The sequence below is a fragment of the Duncaniella sp. C9 genome (genome assembly GCF_004803935.1).
In the GTDB taxonomy this organism is placed as follows: domain Bacteria; phylum Bacteroidota; class Bacteroidia; order Bacteroidales; family Muribaculaceae; genus Duncaniella; species Duncaniella muris.
Genome location: NZ_CP039547.1, coordinates 1,754,330 through 1,775,580 on the forward strand (window position 1 = coordinate 1,754,330; position 21,251 = coordinate 1,775,580).

A 21,251-nucleotide genomic window follows, 5' to 3' on the forward strand; every position below is an offset into this window, starting at 1 on the left:
GGTTTGGATTATAATTCTGAGTCTTCCCACTGGAATACTGTGCCGCCGAGCCGGCTTGCGGAGGTGCCGGGCCAGTCAGCCCCATAGATCTCGCCGGATGCCGGATCGATTCCGACATAGCGGTTTGTTTTCAGAGACAGAAGCATACACTGGCCGTGGAGCATGTCCTGCCACATAAAAAGGCAGTCATCGGTCTCAGTGGCTGACAGGCGGAGGTCTCCGGACAAGCCGAGTCCGGCCACGGTCATGAAGCCATTGCCGTTGACGGCTTCGAGCACAACCTTGCCGTTGCCTCGGTCATGGACTCTGAACCGGGTGTTGACAGAATCAAAGTCTTTGTCTCCCTGCCATGCCGAGAGCACCATTTTGCGCCGGTGGGCCACCAGTCTGTGGCCGTTGGCCAGATTGCTTATGGTTATGGTCTTACCGAATGGAATGTTGCCGCTGCGGTCGGCGAGCGGTTCGTCAACGGTGAAATTGTCGAATTCGGCATAGCCGCCTTTGGAGAGAAGACGGTTGAAGGCGAAGAGGGCATAGCGTGCACCCTGGAAGGTTTTAGTCTGATAGGGGATCACCATTCTGCCGCCAATGTCATTGAAACTTTGTCCGTCGGTGCTGTAGCTGAACTGCGCCCATTCGTGCTCGAAGTCGCCTGTTATTCGCAGGTGCAGTTCCGGCTTTTCAAGAGGCTGCTCGATGGTTGTGTCGGTTCCAAGGTCATAGAAGCTTATGACCGGGCCGTTGTCTTTTACCTCAATGCCTATCCATTCATACGGAATGTTGAGCAGTCCGAGACCTGCCACATCGCCTTTCTTCATTTTGGATGCGTCGAGGGTCACTGTGGCTACGGATACCGGACCTATGCCACGCTGGGTGAGGGTGTTTTTTGCCCAATAGAGATTTTTGGCCGGAAGTGAGTTCAGCCGTAGACGGCCTTTGCGCAGAGACCACTGGCTGTCATCTGGCAGATGGTTCCACTGCCAGACGGGCTGGAGCCGGCCGCTGTCGAAATTGTCGCTGCGGGTGTAGGGTGCGTGTGGTGTCACCGTTGCGCTGACCTGCGGTTTCAGCCAAGTGCGCGGCGTGCGGCCAAGGTTTCCGGGGAGGCCGAAATAAGGCCATCCGTCCACCCATGTCACAGGCGACAGACAGGTGGTGCGGCCGACGGCAAGGAAGTCAAGCATCGAAAATCCCCACCAGTCGCCATTTTCGAGCTGTACTATTCCGCCCTGGTGGAGTGTGGCGCAGCCCATGTTGTCGGCATTCGGTTTGCCGGTTTTCAGGCGCCATTTGCCCGGTTCCGGCATGGCGCCGTCCATAGGGATGTCTGTGGCCCATGTGGAATGTTCAGTGCCCAGGGTTTCACGGCAGCTGATGACGCGGGTTTCGTAGGGTCCTTCGAGGCGGTCGGCGCGCGCACACATCATGCGTCCCATAGGGGAGTAGTCGGCGCTGATTATATAGTATTTTCCATCGATCTTGTAGGCGTGGTGGCCTTCGCCCATAGCGTTTCCGGCGGGGATGATGCAGCGGTCGCTACCATCTACATAGCCGCTGAAATCAGGCTTGATCTCGATGCAGTGGACTTCGTCGTAGCCGTGGATGGCGTATATGCGGCCGTTGTCAAAGAGTACTGACAGATCATGTATCCAGCCTCCGAGGCTGTAGTGTTTCCAAGGTCCTTTCGGATCAGAGGCTGTGTAGACCTGCATACCTATTCCGTTTATATTGGAGAAGATGTAGAAGGTGCCGTCATGATAGCGTATGCAAGGGGCCCAGATTCCCTGTCCGTATGCTTCTTTTCCGTCTTCGAGTCTGAAGCGGGGATCATCGATGCCTATTCGGTCGAAGGCATAACTGCAGAAGTCCCAGTTGACAAGATCTTTTGATTCGAGGACCACGAGTCCTGGATTGCAGTGCATGGTGGTCCCGACAAGATAGAATGTGTCATTGACACGGATTATGTCAGGGTCGGAAAATTCATCGTAGAACAGCGGGTTTGTGAAAGTGCCGTTGCCGTTGTCGGCAGTCCATGATTTCTGTTGACCGAATGAGGTGGTGACAGACAGTAATGCCGATGCTATGAGAAGTTGGATTTTTTTCATTGTTTCTGTGCTGGTGTTATGGATCAGTCGAATTTCCAAAAATCGAAATTGAAAAGTTTGCAGCCTTTCTGGCCGCTGAAGGCGAAGGTGAGATCATGGACGCCGGTGACAGGAGTGGCTAAAGGCACAGTCACGGATTTCCATTCTTCCCAGCCGCCGGTCGGTGGAACTTTGACCGAGGCAATGAGTTGCCCGTCTGTGCCGCCGGAGTAAACGTTGAGTGTTCCTCCCCGGAGTGCGCTTGCTACCGAGACAGTCAGCCGCGAGGGCGATTTTTTGCCGAAATCAACTTCGCGCACCTGAAGATAGTCACCATTGTGTATGTTGGAAACATAGATGCCTGTCTTTGCGTTCGGCTCAGTCTTCAGACCTTCTGACCAGGCTATAGTCTCGGCTTCGACGCGGGAGTAGGGGTTGAGTGTGCCGACCGGGTCCGGGCCTTTGGTCGTGGGAAGGATTATCGGGAGAGAGCCGTCAGGATTGTATTCGAACTGTTCGATCGCCGTCGACCGGTTGAAACCGCTGCCGCCGGGAAGAGTGCCGCAGTGATAGGCGAAATAGTGCCGTCCTTTGAAGTCGGTTATTCCGCAATGGTTGGTGAATGAGCCCATTTCCTGAAGGGGCATGATCTGTCCGGCGTATTTCCACGGTCCCCAGGGGGAGTCGCTTACCGAATACGATATGTGTTCCGGGACTCCGCCTGCGGCATAGGCGAGAATGTAGCTGCCGTTGCGCTTGTAGAACCAGGGCCCTTCTTCGTAGAGGTCTTTGTAATCAGTGAATACAGTGCCTTCGGCAAGTTTCTCCGGTCCGCCGAAGGAATCTTCGGTCTGAATGAATTTGTAGACGCCATCCTTTACTTTTTCAACATGATTTCCGCTGATGGTAAAATTTTTGTCATAGGATATCATATCGGGGTTCAGTTTGCAGCACCACAGGCCGGGGTTTCCCCAGTAGAGCCAGGCGTTTCCGTCAGGTTCGATGAAGACTGTAGGGTCAATGTAGCCGCCCGGATCACTGACAAGGGGCGCTCCTATAGCGTCGGTGAATGGTCCTGTAGGACTGTCGGCTACGGCCACGCCTATAGCCATGTCATGAGTGCTACTGTCCACGCAGCATACATACCAGTAGAATCTACCGTTGCGCTCGATACATTGTGAAGCCCAGGCTCCCCATTCGGCCCAGCTGAAGGTGTCGAGTGACATCGGAGAGCCGTGATCGGTCCAGTTGACCATATCTTTTGAGGAATATACTCTCCACTCATTCATTACGAATTCATCGTGGCGGCCGTCCTCATCATGGCCGGTATGGATATAGAAGGTATCATTGTAGACCATCGGGGCCGGATCGGGAGTGAAATTAGTCTGCACTATCGGACGCTGTGCCCAGGCTGTGGCAGCGATTGTCAGACCTATGGCTGTTGCCGTTATGTGGCGGTGAAATGCTTTATTCATGGCGAATAGTATGAAAAATCCTCTGACCGTGTCAGCCTACGGTTCTGTCGCTGACACGGACAGAGTATACGATTAAAAACGATCTCTTATTATTGCACCTATATATTTATGATGACGTTGTTATATTGATTCAGGGGCGGGAGCTCTTTCATAGATGCTTTCAAGGGTGTATTCGGGGCTATGGTCGGAAACGGCGCGTACCATCGCGGCGACCGAGGCTGCATTGGAATGAACAAAATCTCCGGTCTGACGGTCGAAGATGGCGCCTTGGCCCGCTCCTAAGCCTTTACCTCCGTTATCCCAGAATACGGGTGCCAGTCCACAGTCATGAGCAGCCTTGCAGAAATATTCAAGGTAATAGTCGCGAAATGCGCTTTCGCGTCCGGCGGGACGGTTGGTGCAGGTGAATTCACCGATGTAGACAGGGATGTTTTTGTCTGTGAATCTTTCTTTCAGGCCTTTGAAAATGTTGGCAAGACCTTCTTCATCTACATCGTCTGCGGGATATTTGCCTTCGGATGCAGTGTGGCCCCATTCGGGGAGGTATGTCCAGTTACCGCCTTCGTCATAGAATTCCATGCAGAATTTGCCGGGAGAGTAGCAGTGGACCGAGACGAGCAGACGTCCTGTCGCGGGGTCTTTGGGCAGTTCGAGATGCTCCACAAGTTCCCAGCCTCCGGCATATCCGGGGATTCCGAGATAGCGTGTGGCATTTTTGCCTCCGGTGGCGCGCACGGTGTTCACAAACAGCTGGTTCCATTCGTTGAGGAGTCGGTACTGGTGACCGTTGTCTGTGGTGTTCGCGCCCCAGCCCCAGTCTCCGTCATGGATTTCGTTGAAGCCTTCGAAAATCAGAAAATCACCGGTGTCGACAAACCGTTCTGCAATTTGTGTCCATACTTTGCGGATTTGGTCTTCAACTTCAAGGTTTTTGGCTATGTTTGCGGCTGCGCCTTTGAAATCGAGCCAGAAGCCGTAGCCGCCAGAGCCGTCATGATGGATGTTGACGATTATGTTAAGCCCTGCATTTTCGGCATAGCCTACAATTTCGGCCACTCGTTCGAGACGATCATCGATTTTGTAGTCAGGTGCTGCTCCGATATGCCCGATCCATGTCACCGGCAGGCGCACAGTCTTGATGCCGGCAGCCTTGATCTTGTTGAAGAGTTCCTGAGTCAGCGGATAGTTGCCGTCACAGAGTTCGTCGGCAACACCGTTTTTGTAGGCATCCATCTGGTTGCCGGGATTCCATCCCAGACCCAGCCAGTCAGCTATTTCATGTACGGAAGCCTGAGCAAGGGCCGACTGATTGACGGTCAGAGTCTTGGTTTCGTCACCGGATTTGATTGTCACCTCTGCCGATCTGCTGTCACCGTTGTTTTCATCAACGGTGACATAGAGGCGATAGATTGAAGCGGTCAGGCGTTCGAGCTTGAGGCTGACCCAGTTTTCGCTGCATGAGATCTGCGGAGTGACAGCTGACTTGATGCGGAAGTTGTTAGAGTTGCTTTCTCTCTGAAATGACAGTACATCGTTTTCGAGCACGAAGTGGATGTCTTCTGTGTCATAGACATCTTTGTTGTCGGAACATGAGATGCTGCCGAATGAAAGCAACAGAGATAGAGCGATTGGAATTATATTCAGATGTCTCATATCGTTTTGTAATATCTGTGTTAGTGGCTGTTTTGAGGTTTACTGTCTGACATACAGACGGAAGTTGTCGAAGTAGACTGCCACATCCTGTTCGGCCAGTCCGTTGCAGAGATGGAGATAGACCGATGTCAGTGAGAGTCTGATGTCACCATAGGTGCTGCCTCCGGTGACGAGATTTCTCAGCGGTATGGAACAAGACATCCATCTGCCGGTCTCGCATTTGCCGGTGATGCGGTCGTGGTAGCCGTTGAACGTGTACTGGCCCTTGAAGTCACTTCCGTCACAGAGAATGAACCAGCATTCCATGCCTTCGACTTCAGGATAGTGCATATAGCATTCGTAGCGGAACTCGATGTCTTCGATCGGGGTGCTCTCAGGAATGTCGGGTATCTGTGACTCGCCGAGGTAGAGAGGTCCCCACCATCCGTTGTTGAGCTGTGTGGTTCCTTCGATTCCCCAGAATTTGCCGGAGGTATTGGCCGGTTTATTGTTGGCAGATGTCTGGTCTACCACTTTGTTGCTGTCGGTTCCGCCCCAGAAATAACGTCCGAAGCTGTCGAAGTCGATCAGTACGGTGCTCTTCTGATAGAAGGGTATTGTGTCGCGGCCCTGCTCGGTCACGAGGATCAGGCGTCCGCCTTTTTCAGGCAGAGTGGGCAGCGAGAATGTGAGCTGAGTTTTGTCATCATTGACTGTGATGTCTTTGGCCGGAATAGTGATTTCGTTTTTGCCGATGATGATGGCCACAAGATCATTGAATTCCTTGCCGAAGAGAGTGCATGGCTCGCCCCATACAGGCATGTCAGATGAAATTTCCTCGATTACCGGCGGATTGGGCTTGGCGGAAGTGAATCCGATTACCGATGATCCGGAGTGACATTCGATCACGATGTAGCCTTTTTCGAGAACCGTGGCGGGAAGTTTTGCGGTGATGAGGTCGAAGTCGGGGCCGATTTCATAGTCGGTGATCTCATATTTAGTCACCGGACCTTCCGGTTCGACCGGGTTTCCGTCATCATCAACTTCAAGAGGATTGAAGTCTGTGAGATAGAGGCTTTCCACTTCATAGATGTTTTCTCCTTTAATACGTATCTCCTGTCCAGGCGACAGAGGCTTGTCATCGTCCCAGTCGGCGGTATAGGATATGAGATATGGAGCCGGGGAGTTGATGTGGAACGCATATGTAGCGGTGCCGTGGCTTGTGACAACTCTGATCTCTGATTTCAGTTCAGGGTTGGCACCCACGAGTTTAAGTTCGCCAGGAATCGAGAGTATTATGTGGGTCGGGGTGGCATACGTGGGGTTGAAAGAAATTTTCTGATCGTTGATGTAGATCTCTTTCGCGCCACCGAGATTATGGCCAACGAGGACGATTATATCCCAGGGGTCTGCTTCGGTGAACAGGCTGTCGGCCTTTTCCGGATCAATCGTGCGGACTCCGGTGATCACAGGCTGACCTCCGTCATCTCCGTCTGATTTGCAGGAGACAAAACACAGCATCTGCATCATGCACACGATGGCTACGCAGAAACAGCTTATATAGTTTTTCATTGTTATCATGTTATTTCGTTTGATATACCACTCTCTTAGTCTTTGAAATTATAGCTGACAGGTTCTGCTTTGAGCAGCGGGTTCTGGATCACATCGTTTTCGGGATAAGGCATGAACATCTTGCTTGCTATCACGACTACAGGTGAGGTAGGCTGGATGATGCCTTCGATTATCAGTTCGCCGTCAGAATCTTTTTTGATTTTGTCGGCGCGGGTGCCGCGTTCCTGATTGTTGATCATATTGAGAATCTTTTCAGGTTTCCATTTGAACCAGGTGATGTATTCATACCAGTTGGTGTATTCCATGCTGAATTCAATGCGGCGCTCACGGATAATGTCATCGAATGTAACGGATGTCTTGGGGTCGATCATGGCTCTTTCTCTGACTTTGTTGAAGTATTCGAGGCCGGGACCGCCGGTGAGTTTTTCCTGATTGCCGAGGCAGGCTTCCGCATAGGTTAGATAAGTGTCGGCGAGACGTATTATATAGGTGTTGAGCGGAGAGCTCATGGGACCCACATTGCCGTCATTGTCATCGTCAGGCCCACCGATGGCGCCTTTCTTGGTCTGGGCGTTTTCCTTGTCGTAGTGATAGCCGCCTTTTTCCTTGCAGAGTTCGGGATAGAACGAGTGCTGGGTGAAATATGTGGCGTTGCGGCGGATTGTGTCGGAATGTTCGTACTGGTCGAGCATTTCGAGCGGTGCGAATGGAGAGCCCCATGCGGCTACGCCTCCGGAGATGTCAGAGAATGAGAGGATAGAGTAGAGTGTGTTCTGTGTTCCCCATTCTCCGAGCGGCACCCACTGCATAGCCAGCAGAGATTCCTCATTGTTGTTGAATTTGTATTTGAAGAGATCTGCATATGTGGGGAGCAGTTTCAGCCCGCTTTTGGTGCAGACGTCCTCGCAGAGTTCCTTGCATTTTTCAAGGTCGGCCTCGTCGCGGTTTCCTCCGTTCCATCCGGAACGGCAGAGGTAGACTTTGGCAAGAAGAGCTTTCGCGGCCCAGCAGGTTGCGCGCCCTTTGATCCATGATTCAGGTAGATATTCAGCGGCATATTCAAGGTCACGGATGATGAATTTGAACACGTCTTCTTCCTTGTTGAGAGGCCGCACAGGGTTGTCGACTATCTCCTGATTGTGTTCGAAGAGAATGACCGGTCCCCACAGACGCAGGGCATAGAAATATGCGGCAGCACGCATCAGGCGCGCTTCACCGATGGCGCGATGGATTCCCTCTTCGGTGCAGTCGGCGGTCGCTTTGGTCTCGCAGGCCTCAATGACAGAGTTTGACATCGTCACTACGGCATAGAATGACCTCCAGATGTTTGACAGGTGGCTGTCAAGTGCGGTGACCTGCAAGGTGTTGAACTGCGGAAAGTTCCATGCGTCGAAACATTCATTGGCGAGACTGCTGATGCAGAGTGCGCCTTCTCCGTTATATTCAAACCAGGGTCTGTTATAGAGTACGGATGTCGCTGATTCGAGTGCTTTGTCAGAGACATAGAAAGTTCCGTCTACATAGTTTCCCTGCGGGAGTTTCTCAAGAAAGTCGTCGCTGCATGATGCAACGCATGAAGCGGCGGCGATAGCGATCAATGGAATATATAATTTTTTCATTGGTGTTAAGGTTAAAGTGAGACATTGAGTCCGAAGGTGTAGATCACCTGTGAAGGATAGCGGGCATAGTCGATGCCGCGTGTGAGCACGTTATAGTTGTAGGCTCCGATTTCGGGGTCGAATCCTTTGTAACGGGTGAATGTGAAAGGATTCTGCACGTTGAAATAGAGGCGGAGGTTCTCGATGCTTGCACGCTCTATCAGCTGTTTCGGGAAAGTATAGCCCAATGATATGTTCTTGACGCGCAGATATGAACCGTCTTCAACGAAATAGCTGCTCATGCGGTTGTTGTTGTTCGAATTGTCAAGAGCGATGCGGCAGATACGGGCGTCGGAGTTGATCACATGCATGTTTTCAAACGTATGGCCTCCGTCCGGATCAATGAGCCCTACGTTGGCGAGCCTTGTGGTTTCCATGAGAAGATTGGAGTTTCTCATAGGGTCTGTGTAGACCTGGCGCAGGTAGTTGAACACCTTGTTGCCATGTACTCCTACAAGTGAGAGGTTGAAGTCAAAGTCTTTGTAAGTAAGGGTGGTGTTGAATCCGTAAGTGAATTTTGGCTCAGGATTGCCTATGAACTTACGGTCGCTTTCATTGATTACTCCGTCTTTGTTCACGTCTTCGAATATGTAGTCTCCATACCAGATTTCGTTTTCCTTGATTGTCTTGCCCTCAGGAATTGCCACGAGAATTTTGTTGAAGTTGTCGTCAAGCATGAAGTCGCCGTTCTGGTCTTTGACATAGAAATCGTCAGCTTCCTTGAACATGCCGATTACGTTGTAGCCGTAGAACTGGCCTACGGGCTGTCCGACAACGGTGTTGGTATAGGTGTCGGCGCCGATCTTTCCGGTGATGCTTGATGTCTTGGTGTAGAGTTTGGTAACCTTGTTGCGGTTAAGCGAGAAGGTGAATCCGGTACGCCATGAGAAGTCGCGGGTGCTGATGTTGACGGTGTTCAGAGTCCATTCGAAGCCTTTGTTTTCTATGGCTCCGGCATTGACCCAAGGTGAGGAGATTATGGAGGTCACGTAGTCAGGCAGTGAGGCCTGCATAAGCAGATTGTCTGTCTTTTTAAGATAGGCGTCGATTATGAATTCGAGTCTGTTGTTGAACATGGCCAGATCAAGACCGACGTTGTACGATTTTGTTTCTTCCCATTTGAGTTTGTCGTTGGAGTAGTTTCCGGCATAGAATCCGGCGCCCCAGATAGTGGCGCTTGAAGCCATTGTGGTGCCGTAGGCGTATGCTCCGGCGTTCTGGTTTCCGACTATACCCCATCCTAAACGCAGTTTGAGGTTATTGACCGGTTCTACATTTTTCATGAATTTTTCCTGAGAGATGCGCCATCCGAAGGCTGCTGAGGGGAACCAGCCCCAGCGGTTGGCTTTGCCGAAGTTCGAAGATCCGTCGGCACGCAGTGTGAAGGTCAGCAGGTAGCGGTCTGCAAAATTGTAGTTGGCGCGTCCGAAGTATGACTCCATCGAGCCTGATCCTCTCGAACTGTTGTTTTTGGCTGTCAGCGCATCGCCGGCTACAAGTTCGTGGACTGAGTTGAGGAAGTAGTTTTTTCGGCTTCCGGAGAGATATTCATATTCGTTTTCACTTGACTCATGACCGATCATCACGTTGAACGAGTGGTTGCGGATGTGCTTGTCGTAGGTCAGGAATGTCTTGAAGAAGTAGTTCTTGCCGTTGCTTGCGCTTCGTGAGCTTTCAGAGTCCTGAATGAAAAATCCGTAGTCGTAAGTCGGGCGGTAATAGTAGTGGTTGCTGTAGTTGAAGCCTCCGCCGTATTCCACACGCAGATTCAGACCGTTGATGATCTTGAAGTCGGCAAACAGGTTGCCGTAGAAGTCGGTTCCGCGGTTATAATCTTCGCGGAGGAGAGCATCGGCCACGGGGTTTGCATAGAATGTGCCGAAGTTGTTGTCTTCGGTCTGATAGCCGTATGATCCGTCAGGGTTTCTGACAGGTACGTTGGGGTGCTGGTCAAGTGCGGTGCGGATGATATTGCCGTTGTCAATCGTGTTGGTCTGCTTTGTGCGGCTCAAAGAGGCGCTGACACCGAATGAAAGCCATTTGGTGATGTTGGTGTCGATGTTGATTCGGCCTGACAGACGCTCGAAATCTGATCCGATAGCAATACCGTCCTGACCGAGATAGCCTAAGCCGATGGCATATTTACCCCAATCGTTGCCGCCTGAGACTGTCAGCTGGTGGTTATGCATATGGGCTGTTCTGAAAATTTCGTCCTGCCAGTCTGTGCCTTTGCCGAGAATAGACACATCGGCGAATTCCTCGGTGGCGCCGAAGCCCATCACCTCGGCACGGAGGTTACGGTAGGTGGCGAACTGGCGCAGGTCCATTACATCGAGGCGGTCGGGGATGTTCTGGATTCCGTAATATCCTTCATAGCTGAGTTTTGTTTTTCCTGCTTCACCACGCCGGGTAGTGATCATGATCACGCCGTTGCTTGCGCGTGAACCGTAAATGGCTGTGGCCGATGCGTCTTTCAGCACCTCCATTGACACGATGTCAGAGGGGTTGATGGCTGAAAGAGCATTTGAATTGCCGTCGGCCTGGCCGGAGAGGGGCACACCGTCGATGACGTAGAGAGGTTCGTTGCCGTTGAGCGAGTTTGTGCCTCGGATGCTGACCGAGATACCGCCGCCGGGGGCACCGGAGTTCTGTGTCACCTGCACACCGGCCGCGCGGCCCTGAAGAGCCTGGTCAAGCGATGTGGCCACGGTTTTTTTGATGTCTTCCGCAGAGACTGATACCACAGATCCTGTCAGGTCGCTGCGCTTCATGGTTCCGTAACCGACAACCACTACTTCATCCAGCGTTTTGGAGTCTTCCTTGAGATAGATCTCGACTTTGGATCTGTCACTGATTTTGATGCTTTGGGTTGTGTAGCCGATGTAGGAGAATGTCACAGTCTGTCCTTTTCTGACATTGACGCTGAAAGCGCCATCGGCATCAGTGACAGTGACTGCTCCGGACTGGACTCTTACTGTGGCTCCGATCAGAGGCATATTGTCATCAGCGCCTCTGACCACGCCGGTAAGTTTAAAGTCCTGTGCAAAACTTGGGAAGACAACACATCCCAGCAACACGGCAACTATCAATCGTAACAGGTGCCGTTGTTTTTTCAATGCGACTTGCATAACTTCATGATATTAATGGTAAAATGATAAATGTTTTCAGGTTTAAGAGGTTGTTTTTAACGACTTTTAATATGTATAGAGCGTCTGTGTCTATGGCAATGTGTGATCAGCGGATGAAACGCCATTCGTCGAATTTGAAATCGCCGTCCCGGTAGACGAAGCAGAGGTCCTGGCTCCCTTTGAGCTTTTTGCCGAGCCGGACGCTGACGGTCTGCCATTGGGGATGATCAATGACGAGGCTTCCTACACGCTTGCCTTTGGAGCTTCCGATGTGAATGTCGATAACACCTTTGCCTCTGACTTTGGCTTCGAATCGAGAAGCTCCTTTCCCGAAGTCTGCGCCACGGACTTCAGACTGCTGACCTGAGCCTAATCCGCAGGCAACCATGTTGCCGGCCACGTCAGTGTGTTCGAATTTTATGCCTGAGGTGGCGGCTACGGTCTCGGCCTGCTGCCAGGCGAACGGATCGAGCGGTTTGATCTGTGAGACTCCGGTCTGGGTCATCTGTCCAGTCGGTATCGCGATGCTGTTTTCGTCAACTTCAAGTCGGTCTACGCAGATATTCCGGTAGCCGGTAGTGATGCCTCTGAAGTCAGCAAGGTGATTGGTGTGATAGAAGATGTAATACTCATTGTTGAAACGCAGGAAGTGTGTGTGGTTGTTTGTATATTCCATCCCATAGTCATGAGGATTTTTGAGAATGTCGCCACGGAATTTCCAGCTGTCGCGGTTGAGCGGGTCGGTCGATGTCATATAACCGATCGAACAGATTGAGGGGTGCGAGACTTCTGGATCGTTCCATTCGGTGCGGTCGACCCAGTCGGTACTGTAGGAGTAGACCCATGTGCCGTTTATATAATTCAGCTCACTGGCTTCAAAGAAGTATGGAGCAGGAATTTCGCTGATTTCGCTGTCGAGGCTCAGAAGGTCGCTTCCGAGGCGGACTATGCGGGCGCTTCCCGGCAGGAATGTGGTGGCTTTTGAGCTGCGTCCTCCCCCGAATGACAGCCAGCCTACGCCGTTTTCGTCAATGACCGCACCGGGATCGAAGGGGGCCGGGCAGTCTGTAAGTCCGGGGGTGTTCACATCTATAAGGTCATGACCGAGCGGGTCGGTCCAGGGGCCTACAGGAGAAGTTGCGGTGATGACACCGACACCGCCTCCGCCGTGGGAGTAGTACATATAGAAATGAGTCAGGCCGTCACTTTCGGCGCGTGAGATTATGGACGGAGCCCATGATACGCCTTTTTTGCCGGTCCAGGGGGCAGCCTGCTCTACGTCTATTATTCCGTGGTATGTCCAGTTGACCATGTCGTCTGACGACATCATCACGAGAGAATGGATATGTGCGTAGCTGTTTTTGCCATCGCGACCCACGGAGTCAAGTTCTTGCTGGTCGTTTGTGCCATAGACATACACACGCCCGTTATGAACTACGGCGGTCGGATCGGCTACATGCAGAAAGTCAAGCAGCGGATTGCAGTTTCCGGTGCCGAGTTTCGGCGTCTTCTCAAACTGATGGTCTTCCGCGGCTTCGGCGGCGGAAGATCCGTTTATAAGTAAGGTGATAGCAAAAATACTGGCAAGTTGCTTTTTTGATAACATAAGACTGATTTGTGTTAGAGGCTGATAATGATTAGCTGAAACAAATATAGTTACAGCCCTCGGATAGTCTCAGCCCATTATGTGTTCTGGAATGCGCCGCAATGTATCATGAATCATGTACGGCCCTTCAAAAACTCAGAAGGCAACATTCCGAACTCGTTTTTGAAATTCTGGGCAAAGCGTCGTGGAGAGTTGAAACCGCACATGTAGGCGATTTCGGCAACCTGCATCTGGCTTTGCTCAAGCAGCTGCCGGGCGCGTTTCAATCTGATGGTGCGTATGAATTCAGCCGGGCCTTTGCCTGTGATAGCCATAAGTTTTTTATAGAGATATCCGCGGCTAAGGGCAAGTTCGGAACTCAGTAACTCGACGGAGAAGTCAGAGTCGCTCATATGCTCCTCGACAATGCGAATGGCTTTTTCAACGAGTTTCTCATCAAGTGAGGTTATGGTGATCTCGCTTGGGGAGACATCGAGCTTGTCGCTGAACATCCGGTGGTTGCGTTCGAACAGGTCGATGAATTTCTTTATGCGCAGTTGCAGAAGCTTGAGATTGAACGGTTTGGTCAGATAGTCGTCGGCTCCGAGTTCGAGCCCTTCGAGGCGGTATTCCTCAGCGGTTTTGGCGGTCAGCAGTATGACCGGGATGTGAGACCACCGGATATTGGTCTTGACCTGCCGGCATAGTTCCATTCCGTCCATAACCGGCATCATCACATCGCTAACAATCAGGCTGATGTTTCCTTTGGCCATGATGTCAAGCGCCTCACGTCCGTTGCCTGCTTTGAATATCGTGTAGTCTTTGGATAGAGTGTCGGCTATGAAATCGCGATACTCCTCGTTGTCATCCACAATAAGAATGGTGGCAGGAGAGTCCGCGGCAGATGATTCTTCAGAGGTGTTTTCTGGAGCCGGTGGCTCGGCCGGAGTCCCGGAGGCGCCGGAGTTTTTTTCAAGATCGGATTGAGCGGAGCATCCGTCAACCGGTAGAGTCAGAGTGAATACAGACCCTTTTGGCTGATTGTCGCTGACTGAGATATCGCCTCCGTGCATGCGGGCGTATTCATTCGCTATATGCAGTCCGATTCCGCTTCCGGTTTTATGGTTGCCCTGCTCGCCCTGATAGAAGCGTTCGAAGATATGCTTTTTTGCTTCCGGACTTATGCCTTGGCCGCTGTCGGCGATGCGGATTGTCAGATCTCTGTCTTTCAGAGTGGCTTTCACACTGACGCTGCCTCCGTCAGGGGTATATTTAAACGCGTTAGACAGCAGGTTGTTAAGGATTTTGCCTACTTTCGCGGAGTCAAAGTCCATCATATAGCCTGACGGATCGCATTCGGCGGTAAAATCCATGTTGCGGTTTGCTGCGTAGTCTGTGAAAAGGGCACACTGTTCGCTGATGAAACGCATGATGTCATCTTTACGGCAGTGGAGACCTTCAGCTCCTACATCGAGTTTGCGGAAATCAAGCAGTGTGTTGATAAGGTCGAGAAGTCGTCGGGCGTTTGAAAATATTGTCAGCAGTTTCTTTCTCGTCGGTTCATCTTTCACTTCGTCAAGCAAGACCTGGAGAGGAGCCATGATGAGAGTGAGCGGTGTGCGCAGATCGTGGCTGATATTAGTGAAGAATTTAAGTTTGAGTTCGTTGATCCGTACTATCTGCTGGCTTTCGATGGCCTGCCGCTGGATGGCAAGTTTCTGACGATGTCTTCTTTTGATGAGATTTGCTGTCAGTATTATTCCGCCGATGATAATAGCCATATATATGATGCAGGCCCAGATTGACATATAGAATGGAGGTCTGACGCGGATTTCAAGGATGGCCGGATCTTCCTTCCAGTTGCCGTTCGGGAGACCGGATTTTACTAAAAGTCTGTAATTGCCATAAGGGAGTGATGTAAAAGTCACTTTGTTTTCATCAGTAAAGATCCATCGGGAGTCAATGCCTTCAAGCATGTAGGCATAGCGTACTCCTGATTGGCCGGTCAGGTCACAGACTGTAAATTCGATGGTGATAAGTCTGTCGTCGTAGCTAAGTTCTATCTGCTTTGTTTCCTCCAGCGCATTTTTAAGAATCAGGCGGCCATCGTAGATGGAGTCGATGGCTATGCGTGTGCCTCCGATGTAGAGGCCAGTGAACAGTATGTCAGGTGGCAGACGCCGGTCTTTGAACACTTTTTCCGGATAGAATGATATGCATCCGTCTGAGGTGCCGAACAGAATGGAGTTGCTGTCGGGACGCGTGACGGATTTTGAATTGAAGAATGTGCTTTTGAGACCGTCCTTTTTAGTGTAGTTTCTCATGCTGTAGCTCAGAGTCCTGTCTGCAGCCTCCCGGACAGTGATTATTGAGAGGCCGTTGCTTGTCGAGGCATATATGTGGCCGTCATTGTCTTCCAGGATGGCTCGGATCATGTTGTCGCACAGTCCGCTCTTTTTGTCAAGGTAATACATTGAGTCACGTGAGGTGTCCCAGATCGTGAGGCCTTGGTTATGGCCGATCCACAGGCGTCCTTTGCGGTCTTTGTAGATCTGGGTGACAAATCCTTGTTTCAGGTTTTGGGTATTGCGGCGGTTTGTGAAGTGACCTCTTGCTTTTTTTGTGGCTGTGTCAACCTTATAAAAGCCGTCGAATGATCCGATAAAGACTGTGTCACTCTTGTCTGAGTGGAGACACATGGAGTTGATCTGTTCTCCTTTGGCCGTGAGGAGGGATATGAAGTTATCTGTTTTGCTGTTGATATATTGGGTTCCTTGAAGTGTCGCTATCCATATATTGCCTGATCCGTCGTTCTGAAGAGCCCAGATAATGTCTGATATGAGAGTGCTGTTGGCGGTAGTGAAATGTCTGACGTTGTTTCCGTCTATACAGTAAAGACCGTTGCCGTAGCTGCCGATCCATATGCGGCCGTCGGAATCTTCCTCCAGGCAGATTATTGATCCGCTGAACACTGCCGGAATTCGCTCGATGATCTCGCTTCCTTGGCGCAGGATGAGCAGTCCGTTGCCGTCAGTGCCTATCCACAGATTGTTTCTGCTGTCAGTTAGCAGCGATGCTACATCAAGGCCCCTGCATAGGCTGAAGTTTTCAAACTGCAGCAGGCCGTTGTTATAATATGATATGCCTGATTTGTTATGTCCGAGCCATATTGTCCCTGATTCATCCTGATATAGACAGGATACATTGTCAGACGGCAGTGAGCTGCTTGACAGAAGGTTATGGCGCAGTGCCTGGAATGAGCCGTCTGACTGGTCGAATATGTAGGCTCCGTTGTGGTCTGTTCCGATCCACACATGGCCGTTGCGGTCGTCAAGAATACTTCTGATGCCTTTACTTTGGGTCTCGGTGGCGGGAGTCAGTGAGATTTTGCTCCAGGGGGCTGATTTCTGGCGATAATATATGTCGTTGTCATAGTTGGAAAAAAGCCAGAGGCCCTGTTGATAATCGGCATATATATTGTTGAATGATTTTATTCCGTCAGGAGCTGAAAGAGATTCGATGGCAAGAGTCTGTTTGTCGATTTTCAGGAATCTGCCAGATGGCACCAGTAAATATATGTAGGCCTGGTTATCAGCTATGTTGATTTCGTCGCAGATGAGGTTGAGTCCGGGTTCGATGCTGCGCAATGTGCGCGTTTTCATGTCATAGGCCCAGATTTTCTTGTCAGTGACAACCCATAAGTTAGCTTCGCGGTCGACGTATATCCTGTATTTCTGCTCAACGGTGATTCCATAAGATTCCAGCAATTTGTCGATGTCAGTCGAGAAATCATCTTTCAGGGAGTTGTAGACGGCATAACAGTCAGCGCTTTTCGCCCATATATTCCCGTCGGCATCCTGTTGCAGCGACCAGATGTCATCAACGAACTCGTCCATTTCCCGCTTGGATGCAGCGAGTGAATATTGCCTGAAGCCATAACCGTCATATCTGTTTAGCCCGGCGGCTGTCCCGACCCAGAGATAACCGTAGTTGTCTTTTAGAATGGTTTTGACATTGCTGTTTGACAGACCGTCTGTAATGTCTAACTTCCGGAATACATAATGACTTTCGGCATTGATATGCCAGACGGCCAATGACAGCAGGATGCATAGCAGAATTCTTTTCATTCGGAGGCTGAAATTTTGCATTTTCACTTTCATACAAAATTATGCAATAATCCATAACTGTCAAAAAAGAATGTCTGTAAAGTCACGTCTCCTGATGTCTCCAATGATGTGTCACCATGTCATCTGCTGCCGGATATCGCTCTATCCTTTAGGCGGCACAAATGTAGGGCAGCGGGGCGTGGTTGACAAAAGAAAATCGCCAGGTCACTGTTTTTTTCAGTGGTCTGGCGATTTGAAACGTTGTCTTACCTGGATTCGAACCAAGACAGGCAGAACCAAAAACTGCAGTGCTACCATTACACCATAAGACAATCCTTTTGCCCAAAGAATCCGTGGTATCAGGGGATACCGATCCTCTAAAGCGATGCAAAGGTAGGCGTTTTTTTGCTATTTCCCAAATCCGGAGGCAATTTTTTGCGTTTTGTGCGGTCGATGCGGCGATCAGAACAGGACATGACGGTGATTTCCGGTCACGCCGGAGGTCTGAAATCTGCGGGTCAGGCGGCTTTCAGCATAGTTGTGAGCAGTAAGGCGATGGTCGGCAGATCAATGTCGTCAGGCATGTTTCTGCGCAGCATTTCAAGCAGTTTCACCTTACGTTTCTTCACGGTTATCTCAGCTACTCCGAGGGTTGCGGCTATTTCTGCGTTCTTAAGTCCGTCTTCGAAACTGAGTTTAAGCAGTTGGCGATAGTCGGGCGGAAGCATTCTGATGGCTGCATAGAGGGTGTCGAGTGTCTCATGCTCAATCAGTGCCCATGTCGCATCGGCTTCATGATCATCTTCGTTTTTTGATTCGGTATAGTTTCTCATGGCCGAAAGTTTGCGCAGGGCCGAGATGGCCTTGTTGCGGATACAGGCAAGGATGTGGGCGCGCCATTGTTCGGCTGTGTCAAACGAATGTCGTTTCTGAGAGAATGTTTGAATTTAAACCAAATTAAACCTTAAGTGGCATAACAAACCCTCAATCAGAGTGTTTGTAGAAGAAAAACGATTAGTATGCATAAAATCAGCTTCTATAAGACCATTGACCCTCGGTCAAAAGTGTCTGATAGAGATTGATTCTATGCATATGAACAATGTTTTTTCTCCTTCAACACTTTGGCTGAGGGTTTGTTATGCCCTATAACATTTTTTTCAATTCTAATTTTAAACAGTTTCTTAAACAAACGCTAAAAATCAGACCGGCTGACGTGGCGGGTGGTAAAGCCTGCCTCAGTCAGCCGGTCTGATATCAGTCAGCGGTAAGATTCGCCTCAGCGGTTAGAGTACATATCCTCGTAGTAGCGCTGGTAGTCGCCTGAGGTTATGTGGTCCATCCATGCTTGGTTGTCGAGATACCAGCGGACAGTTTTTTCGATGCCTTCCTCAAACTGGAGTGAGGGTTCCCAGCCGAGCTCACGCTGGAGCTTGCGTGAGTCGATGGCATAGCGCATGTCGTGGCCGAGACGGTCAGTGACGTAGGTGATGAGGCTGTCGGAGTGGCCTTCGGGGTTGCCGAGCAGACGGTCTACGGTGCGGATGATGACTTTGATCAGGTCGATGTTTTTCCATTCGTTGAAGCCACCGATGTTGTAGGTGTCGGCTATTTTGCCTTTGTGGAAAATCAGGTCGATGGCGCGGGCATGGTCTTCGACAAAGAGCCAGTCGCGGACGTTTTCGCCTTTGCCGTAGACCGGCAGGGGCTTGCGGTGGCGGATGTTGTTGATGAAGAGCGGTATTAGCTTTTCGGGGAACTGGTAGGGCCCATAGTTGTTGGAACAGTTTGTGACAAGCGTCGGCATGCCGTAGGTGTCATGGTAGGCGCGCACAAAGTGGTCGCTCGATGCCTTGGAGGCCGAATAGGGTGAGTGGGGGTTGTATTTGGTTGTCTCAAGAAAGAATTCCCGGCCGTAGGCGTGGTGGTGTTCGGTCGATGAGGCGGTGGTGGTGAAGGGCGATTCGATACCTTGCGGGTCGGTCAGTTCGAGCGCGCCGTAGACTTCGTCGGTGGAGATGTGGTAGAAGAGTTTGCCTTCGTATTTTTCAGGGAGTGATTCCCAGTATTCTTTGGCTGCCTGGAGCAGAGAGAGGGTGCCCATCACGTTTGTGCGCGCGAAGGTGAAGGGATCTTTGATCGAGCGGTCCACGTGGCTTTCGGCGGCGAGGTGGATGATGCCGTCGATATGGTTTTCTGTGATTATGCGGCGCATTTCGTCGAGATCGGCTATATCGGCCTTGACAAAGCTGTAGTTCGGACGGTCTTCGATATCCTTGAGGTTTGCGAGGTTGCCGGCATAGGTGAGTTTGTCGAGATTGACAATACGGTAGTCCGGATATTTGTTGACGAAAAGCCGGACTACGTGCGATCCGATGAATCCGGCTCCGCCGGTGATAAGTATGTTACGCTTCATTTCAATTCCTGATTATATTAATTTCATCATCATCTTTGTCATGATAAATTCCTACGGTTTTAACTATTGTGCTGATTTCAGTTGTAATAAGGGAGTAGGGCTGACAGTCTACCGGCCCATGAATTATAGTATCGGCACCGATTACACAGTTTTCCGGTATAGTTGAATTTTTATATAATTTGCAGTTGTTAGCCACCCATGTATTACTTCCGACAGCGATACTCCCGTAGCCTTTCGAATATCTCTTCTGATCGGTGTATTTCAACTTATGAAAATCGGTGTCGATCATCATGCAGTCCCAGCCTATGAGAATATTATCATTCAATTTGATTGAGTGATAGCATGCTATCTTCAGGCTTGAGGTCGCAATAACTTTTTCTCCGAATTCAAGCACACCGGTCTCGCCTACGGAAATGGCGGATGCATTTCCAACAGATAAATATCCATTGAAAACAATCTTTCCCCTGTTTTCAAGAGTTATTCCTGAGTCAGGATATAAGGAAACATTGTTCACTCCGAATTTGACCAGTCCGAATCTTACAGGACAGTTAAAAATAAACTTGCCGCTGCAATTTCGCAATCTGGCCTTGCGCAATAGAATCGGCAGCCTGGCAGCCTGGCTAAAAGGGAGATGACGGAAATTAAAAATAACTGACGGTATAAGAGCCCGTATTATCCATCTGTTATGCCACAGCTTATCTAATACACCCATTATTTGAGGTTATTGATACAGATTTTCAGTGAGTCGGTCCAATAGGGAATTTCCAAATCGAAGGTTTTCTTGAATTTGGTCTTGTCAAGAACGGAATATGACGGGCGGACCACCGGCGAGGGGAATTCGTCGGAATGACAGGGGCGGATGTCGCAGTCTGTGTTGCCGGCTATCTCGGCAATTATTTTTGTGAAGTCATACCACGAGCAGACCCCTTCGTCGGAGTAGTGGTAGACGCCTTCGTTTCCGTCTATTTTACCGTTGTCGATTATGTCGACGATGGCGTCGGCCAGGTCCTGGGCATAGGTGGGTGTGCCGGCCTGGTCGAAGACAACGTTGAGCTGTGGGCGTGTCGACGTGAGGCCGAGCATGGTCTTGACGAAGTTTTTGCCGTATTCCGAGTAAAGCCAGGCCGTGCGGATGATTATGTGGCGGCATCCGCTTTTGAGGATTGCCTCCTCGCCGTGCAGTTTGGTGCGTCCATAGGCGCCGGTGGGATTTAGCGGTTCGTTCTCGGTGCGCGGTGTGTTGCCGAGATTGCCGCCGAAAACGTAGTCGGTCGAGATGTGGATCAGGGGGATGCCATTGTCGGCGGCGGCTTTTGCGAGATAGCCAACCGCGGTGGCGTTGATCCGCTCGGCAATATCCTCCTGCTCTTCGGCGCGGTCTACGTTGGTGTAGGCCGCACAGTTGACAATGGCCTGGAAATCGTTGCAGCCCACTCCGAGTGCCACGGCTTCGGGGTCGGTTATGTCGAGGTCATAGGCATCTGTGAAAATATATTCGTTCGGAGAGTTTTCTGCCGCTTTTCTGAGGCTTGAGCCAAGTTGGCCGCTGGCGCCTGTTACAAGTATTCGCATGGTGGTTATGAGTCTGTTTTAAATAC

General features: G+C 50.7%; 12 protein-coding genes. All 12 read right to left on the reverse strand.

The genetic code is table 11. The features are described from left to right. Window positions 1-8: 8 nt before the first annotated feature. The 12 genes from E7745_RS07120 to rfbD all read right to left on the reverse strand — a co-directional run bounded on the left by E7745_RS07120 (window position 9) and on the right by rfbD (window position 21,225). Window positions 9-2,105 (reverse strand): glycoside hydrolase 43 family protein, encoded by a 2,097-nt coding sequence (locus E7745_RS07120; RefSeq protein ID WP_123399466.1) that lies wholly within the window; start codon window positions 2,103-2,105, stop codon window positions 9-11. Window positions 2,106-2,128: 23 nt separating this feature from the next. Continuing rightward, window positions 2,129-3,559 (reverse strand): glycoside hydrolase family 43 protein, encoded by a 1,431-nt coding sequence (locus E7745_RS07125; RefSeq protein WP_136408537.1) that lies wholly within the window; start codon window positions 3,557-3,559, stop codon window positions 2,129-2,131. A 120-nt stretch (window positions 3,560-3,679) separates the two neighbouring features. Next, window positions 3,680-5,212 (reverse strand): cellulase family glycosylhydrolase, encoded by a 1,533-nt coding sequence (locus tag E7745_RS07130; protein ID WP_123399452.1) that lies wholly within the window; start codon window positions 5,210-5,212, stop codon window positions 3,680-3,682. Window positions 5,213-5,251: 39 nt separating this feature from the next. Beyond that, the gene (locus tag E7745_RS07135; RefSeq protein WP_136408538.1) at window positions 5,252-6,763 is read right to left on the reverse strand and encodes a glycan-binding surface protein; all 1,512 of its coding nucleotides are present in this window, start codon (window positions 6,761-6,763) and stop codon (window positions 5,252-5,254) included. Window positions 6,764-6,798: 35 nt separating this feature from the next. Next, a complete protein-coding gene (locus E7745_RS07140; RefSeq protein ID WP_136408539.1) occupies window positions 6,799-8,382 on the reverse strand; it encodes a RagB/SusD family nutrient uptake outer membrane protein in 1,584 nt (527 codons plus the stop codon). Window positions 8,383-8,393: 11 nt separating this feature from the next. After that, window positions 8,394-11,549, reverse strand: a complete 3,156-nt coding sequence (locus E7745_RS07145; RefSeq protein WP_136408540.1) for a TonB-dependent receptor — start codon at window positions 11,547-11,549, stop codon at window positions 8,394-8,396. Between the two features lie 106 nt (window positions 11,550-11,655). After that, window positions 11,656-13,155, reverse strand: a complete 1,500-nt coding sequence (locus E7745_RS07150) for a glycoside hydrolase family 43 protein (protein WP_123399460.1) — start codon at window positions 13,153-13,155, stop codon at window positions 11,656-11,658. Window positions 13,156-13,268: 113 nt separating this feature from the next. Continuing rightward, window positions 13,269-17,261 carry a hybrid sensor histidine kinase/response regulator transcription factor gene (locus tag E7745_RS07155; protein WP_168182036.1) on the reverse strand — a complete coding sequence of 1,331 codons (3,993 nt, stop codon included), beginning with the start codon at window positions 17,259-17,261 and terminating at the stop codon, window positions 13,269-13,271. A gap of 497 nt (window positions 17,262-17,758) precedes the next feature. Beyond that, the gene (locus tag E7745_RS07165; RefSeq protein WP_136408542.1) at window positions 17,759-18,187 is read right to left on the reverse strand and encodes an RNA polymerase sigma factor; all 429 of its coding nucleotides are present in this window, start codon (window positions 18,185-18,187) and stop codon (window positions 17,759-17,761) included. A 329-nt stretch (window positions 18,188-18,516) separates the two neighbouring features. Then, the gene (locus E7745_RS07170; protein WP_136408543.1) at window positions 18,517-19,653 is read right to left on the reverse strand and encodes a dTDP-glucose 4,6-dehydratase; all 1,137 of its coding nucleotides are present in this window, start codon (window positions 19,651-19,653) and stop codon (window positions 18,517-18,519) included. Between the two features lies 1 nt (window position 19,654). Further along, window positions 19,655-20,167: a hypothetical protein gene (locus tag E7745_RS07175; RefSeq protein WP_161553598.1), complete on the reverse strand. Its 513-nt coding sequence runs from the start codon at window positions 20,165-20,167 to the stop codon at window positions 19,655-19,657. Between the two features lie 197 nt (window positions 20,168-20,364). Continuing rightward, window positions 20,365-21,225, reverse strand: coding sequence for a dTDP-4-dehydrorhamnose reductase (rfbD, locus tag E7745_RS07180; protein ID WP_136408544.1), 861 nt, complete (start codon window positions 21,223-21,225; stop codon window positions 20,365-20,367). Between the last annotated feature and the right edge of the window lie 26 nt (window positions 21,226-21,251).